This window comes from Halomonas sp. (assembly GCF_041689495.1).
Classification (GTDB): domain Bacteria; phylum Pseudomonadota; class Gammaproteobacteria; order Pseudomonadales; family Halomonadaceae; genus Halomonas.
Genome location: NZ_JBDNGD010000193.1, coordinates 1 through 5556 on the forward strand (window position 1 = coordinate 1; position 5556 = coordinate 5556).

At 65.2% G+C, this 5556-nt stretch carries 4 protein-coding genes and 1 pseudogene; all 5 read left to right on the top strand.

What is annotated here, in order from left to right; all coding sequences use genetic code 11:
• Positions 1-28: 28 nt before the first annotated feature.
• On the top strand, positions 29-1075 hold the full coding sequence (gene astA, locus ACESMD_RS06725; RefSeq protein WP_372611530.1) for an arginine N-succinyltransferase: 1047 nt from the start codon (positions 29-31) through the stop codon (positions 1073-1075).
• Entirely contained in the window at positions 1075-2544 is a 1470-nt protein-coding gene (gene astD, locus ACESMD_RS06730; RefSeq protein ID WP_372611536.1) for a succinylglutamate-semialdehyde dehydrogenase, read from the top strand. The genes astA and astD overlap by 1 nt, the downstream gene beginning before the upstream one ends.
• Positions 2541-3899: an N-succinylarginine dihydrolase gene (gene astB, locus ACESMD_RS06735; RefSeq protein WP_372611532.1), complete on the top strand. Its 1359-nt coding sequence runs from the start codon at positions 2541-2543 to the stop codon at positions 3897-3899. The genes astD and astB overlap by 4 nt, the downstream gene beginning before the upstream one ends.
• A 285-nt stretch (positions 3900-4184) precedes the next feature.
• Positions 4185-5270, top strand: coding sequence for a multicopper oxidase domain-containing protein (locus tag ACESMD_RS06740; RefSeq protein ID WP_372611534.1), 1086 nt, complete (start codon positions 4185-4187; stop codon positions 5268-5270).
• Positions 5270-5556: pseudogene (locus ACESMD_RS06745) on the top strand (metal transporter); the annotation flags it as partial. The gene ACESMD_RS06740 and the pseudogene ACESMD_RS06745, both read left to right, overlap by 1 nt.

Genomic DNA, 5556 nt, shown 5'->3' on the forward strand with positions numbered 1-5556 from the left:
ACCCGGGCTATGACGAGGGGGAGCTGTAATGCGCATTCGACCGATTGCCGAGGCCGACCTGGACGAGCTGCAGGCCCTGGCTCGTGAGACCGGCGTGGGCTTCACCTCGCTTCCCGACAACCGCGACTTCCTGGCGGCGCGGATCGCCTGGACGGTGAGCGCGTTCGAGGAGCGTACGCCGCGCGACCAGCGCCTCTACTTCTTCGTGCTGGAAGACGAGGAGACCGGCCGGCTCGCCGGCTGCTGCGCCATCGAGGGCCAGGTCGGGCGTGAGATTCCCTTCTATCATTATCGCCTGGGGACCCTGGCGCACTCGTCGGTGCAGCTCGATCTGCATCGCACCATCGACACCCTGTTTCTCAGCTCCGATCACACCGGTGACGCCGAAGTGGCTTCGCTGTTTCTGCGTCCCGAGTATCGCGGCGTCGATCGCCGCCACGAGCGTAACGGCGCACTGCTGTCGATGATGCGCTGGCTGTTCATGGCGGAGTTTCGCGATCGCTTCCCCGAGAAGGTGTTAGCGGAAATGCGCGGGGTTTTCGATGCGCGCGGCAAGAGTCCCTTCTGGGAGTGTCTGGGCAGCCACTTCTTCCCGCTCGATTTCGATGAGGCCGATCGCTTGACGGGCCTGGGCCAGAAGAGCTTCATCGGTGAATTGATGCCCAAGTTCCCGATCTATACTCCCTTTCTCAGCGAGCAGGCGCGGGCCTGCATCGGCCAGGTGCACGAGCAGACCCGTCCCGCCTTGACCATGCTCAAGCAGCAAGGGCTGCGCTGGGAGGGCTTCATCGACATCTTCGATGGCGGCCCGACGGTCGAGGCTTATATCGACGACGTGCGGGGTGTGCGGCTGTCGCGCCGCTGCCGAGTCGAGGTGAAAGCTGACGCCGGAAACGAGGCCTCGCGGCCCCGCTGGCTGGCGGCGACCACCGACATGGCGGGATTCCGGGCTGCCTGGCTCGGTCAGGGACCGGATGCAGAAGGCGTGGTCACACTCGACGAGGCCGAGGCGCGGCGGCTGGAGGTCGTCTCGGGCGACACCCTGCGTATCCTGGATACCGAGGAGGAGGCATGATGAAGGCAAGACAGGAACTGTTGATCGGTGGCCACTGGCAGGCGGGAAAAGGCGCGGCCTTCACCAAGGTCGATCCCGTGGCCGGCGATGGCCTCTGGGAGGGGGCAGCCGCCTCCGCGGGTCAGGTGGCGGCTGCCGTGAAGGCGGCCCGTGATGCCTTCCCCGCCTGGGCACGCACTCCCTTCGAGGAGCGCCAGGCGCTGGTGGAGCACTTTCGCGAGGTGCTGGAGAGCCACCGCGAGGATCTGGCCACGGCCATTGCCCGGGAAACCGGCAAGCCGCTCTGGGAGGCGCGCACCGAGGTGGGGGCGATGATCGGCAAGGTGGCGATATCGATCCGTGCCTATCAGGAGCGCACCGGTGAACGTCGCCGCGACCTGGGGGAGGCCACCGCCGTGCTGCGCCATCGTCCCCACGGGGTGCTGGCGGTCTATGGCCCCTACAACTTCCCTGGCCACCTGCCCAACGGACATATCGTGCCGGCGCTGCTGGCCGGCAATACCGTGGTGTTCAAGCCCAGCGAGCAGACCCCGCTGACTGCCGATCTGGTTCTCCAGTGCTGGCAGGAGGCGGGTCTGCCCGATGGCGTGGTCAATCTGGTGCAGGGCGCGGCGGAAACGGGCCAGGCACTCTCGGCCCATCCCGGTATCGATGGCCTGCTGTTCACCGGGAGTGCTCGGGTCGGGGGTATCCTGCACCAGCAGTTCGCCGGCCAACCCGGCAAGATCCTGGCGCTGGAAATGGGCGGCAACAATCCGCTGGTGGTCAAGGACGTCCCCGATCAGGACGCCGCCGTGCTGACCATCCTGCAGTCGGCCTTCCTCTCCGGTGGTCAGCGCTGTACCTGTGCCCGACGCCTGATCCTCCCCGAGGGCCAGGTGGGCGACCGTCTGCTCGACGCCCTGAGTGACGCCATCTCGCGGCTGCATGTGGCCGGGCCCTTTGCCGAGCCGGCCCCCTTCTATGCCGGCCTGGTGAGTGTGGCGGCGACCGATGGCCTGTTGAATGCCCAGGACGACCTGGAGGCGGTGGGCGGCACGGTGCTGTCCCGCATGGAGCGCCTGGCGCCCGGCACCAGTTTGCTTTCGCCGGGGTTGATCGACGTCACCGGCCTCGAGGTGCCCGATGAGGAGCACTTCGGTCCGCTGCTCAAGGTAACCCGTTATCGCGACTGGGACCAGGCAATCGGCTTTGCCAATGACACCCGTTATGGCCTCTCCGCCGGGCTGCTCGGCGGTGAGCGAGCCGACTGGGACGACTTCCTGCTGCGTATCCGAGCCGGCATCGTCAACTGGAACCGCCAGACCACCGGGGCCTCCGGTGATGCGCCCTTCGGTGGAGTGGGCGAAAGCGGCAATCATCGCCCGAGTGCCTATTACGCCGCCGACTACTGCGCCTATCCGGTCGCTTCCATGGAGAGCGAGGCGTTGAGCCTGCCCGACAAGCTGCCGCCTGGAGTGAGGTTATGAGCGAGATGGCCTGGCGTGAAGTCAATTTCGACGGCCTGGTGGGGCCGACCCATAACTATTCCGGCCTGGCATTGGGCAACCTGGCCTCCATGTCCCACCAGGGGCTGGTGGCCAACCCGCGGCAGGCCGCCCTGCAGGGCCTGGGCAAGATGAAGTCGCTGGTGGAGGCGGGCTATGTCCAGGGGATTCTGCCGCCCCAGCAGCGACCCGATATCGCCACCCTGCGGTTGCTGGGTTTCTCCGGCAACGACGGTGAGGTGCTGGCCCGGGCGGCGGGCGAGGCCCCCCAGATCCTGCGTGCGGTCTGCTCGGCCTCGAGCATGTGGACCGCCAATGCCGCTACCGTGACGCCCTCCGTGGACGCGCCGGATGGCCGGGTGCATTTCACGCCGGCCAACCTGCAGTCGAGTTTCCACCGCACCCTGGAGCCGCCGGCCACGGAGCGGATATTGGCGGCCATCTTTCGCGACCAGGCGCACTTCGCCCATCATCCGGCACTGCCCGCCACCCCAGTCTTCTCTGACGAGGGGGCGGCCAATCATACCCGTCTGTGCGGCGACTACGGCGAGCCCGGCGTGCATCTGTTCGTCCATGGCCGGGCGGCCTTCGGCTGGGGAACGGAGGAGGGCGTGGCGCCCCGGCACTACCCGGCCCGCCAGACCCTGGAGGCCAGCCAGGCGGTGGCACGCCAGCATGGCCTCACGGAGTCACAAGTAGTATTTGCCCAGCAGCACCCCGACGCCATCGATGCCGGGGTCTTTCATAACGATGTCATCGCGGTGGGCAATGGCCCGGTGCTGCTCTACCACGAAATAGCCTTCCTCGACGAGCAGATCATCCTGAATGAGTTGCGCGACAAGATGCGCGCTCCGCTGATCCCGGTGCGCATCCCCGAGGCGGCGGTGAGTCTCGAGGACGCCGTGGCCTCCTATCTGTTCAACTCTCAACTACTCTCCAATCCCGATGGCACCATGACCCTGGTGGTGCCCGGCGAGTGTCAGGAGCGCGAGAACGTCTGGCGCACCATCCAGAACCACCTGCTGGCCGGCCACAACCCGATCTCCGAGGTGGTGGTCAGGGACGTCAAGCAGAGCATGCGCAACGGTGGCGGCCCGGCCTGCCTGCGCCTGCGGGTGGTGCTCAGCGAGGCCGAGCGCGCCGCCCTTTCGGGACGTGTCCTGCTCACCGAGGCCCTTCACGGAGAGCTCACCGCCTGGGTGAAGCGCCACTACCGTGATCTCCTGGCGCCGGAGGATCTCGCCGACCCGCAACTGGCCGAGGAGGCCCTGAAGGCGCTGGACGAATTGACGCGAATCCTCGCGATTGGGGCGGTGTACCCCTTCCAGCGAGCCTGACCGCCGACGGGGATGCCACGGAGCATCGCATCGTGGTCGAGCAGAGTAGTCTGCCGAACTCCGATCCCTGCCCACGGCTGCTTGCCGATCAACAGGATCAGCTTAGCCCTGAGCATATTGGCCAACGGGTCGGAGAAGATGGCCATTCTCGCCCTCGCGACGGTGTTCGGCATCGCCCGGCAAATGCTCGGCATGGCAGTCCCTGCGCCGTCGGCCCTTGTTCTTGTGCTATATTATTGGTAATGCTGGTAATAATCATTCACATTCAATGCGAGTCGTTACTTGATGAAAATATCGCCATTCAACCGCCGTGGCTTCCTCAAGACGGCGTTCTGGAGCCTGACCTCGTCGCTTGGCCTCTCGTCGGCTCGAGCGATCGCCGCGGCCGATTCCTCGCGGTCGGCACCCGACCATGCCGCGCTTCACGGTGGCGATATGGGGGGCATGATGACGGTGGGGGAGGTGGATCATGAGCGCAACGGTTTCGACCCGAGCGCCATGCTCACCGATTGGGATACCGGCAGGGCCAGCTGGCTGGCCAACGGGCAGCGCTTGCGCGAGTACAGAATCACCGCAGTGGACAAGGAGATCGAGATCGCTCCCGGGATTTTCTTCCCCGCCTGGACCTACAACGGCCGGGTGCCCGGTCCGACCCTGCGTGCCACCGAGGGGGATCGTATCCGTATTCGCTTCGTTAATGGGGGCAGCCATCCGCATACCCTGCACTTTCACGGCATCCACTCGGCGCGCATGGATGGCGTACCAGGCGCCGGTGAAGTGGCGCCGGGTGAAGCCTTTACTTATGAATTCGATGCCAAGCCCTTCGGTTGTCATCTGTATCACTGTCATTCGGTCCCGCTGAAGCGCCACATCCACAAGGGCCTGTACGGTGCCTTCATCGTTGATCCGGACCCGGAGCGCCACCCCGAGCAGGTGGACTCGGCTCGCTCGCGACTTCTCGGCAGCGACGAGAACGCTCGCTGGCAGGAATTGGTGATGGTGATGAATGGCTTCGATACCAACTTCGACGAAGAGAACGAGATCTACGCGGTCAACACCGTGGCCCATGCCTATGCAAATCGGCCCATTCGCATCGACCGCAAGCGTCCTGTGCGGTTATATCTGATCAACGTCACCGAATTCGATCCCGTGAATTCGCTGCACTTGCATGCGAATTTCTTCGACTATTACGACCATGGTACGACGCTGATGCCGACCCTGCGGACCGTGGATACGGTGATGCAGTGCCAGGCCCAGCGCGGAATCCTGGAGTTCTCCTTTGCCGATCATGAGCCAGGCAGGTACATGTTTCACGCCCACCAGAGCGAGTTCGTGGAGCTCGGCTGGATGAGCTTCTTCGAGGTGGTCTGATGAACCTCCGCTTCTGGTCCTCTCTGCTGCTTCCATTGCTGGTGCTCGGCGCAGCCATCACGCTGTTCAACATGACGAACCCGCTCGCGCTGCTCGGTGTCTCGCCGCCACCACTGGAAGAACTCACCGTGGAGCGCACAGTCATCGACGACGATGGCATCGCGCTGAAGGTGCGCGCGGTGGGATCCGAGCCCATGCGTATCGGCCAGGTGCAGGTCGACGGCGCCTATTGGCGGTTTAGTCAGACGCCGTCTGGCGCCCTGGCCCGGGGGCAGGCCTCGTGGAT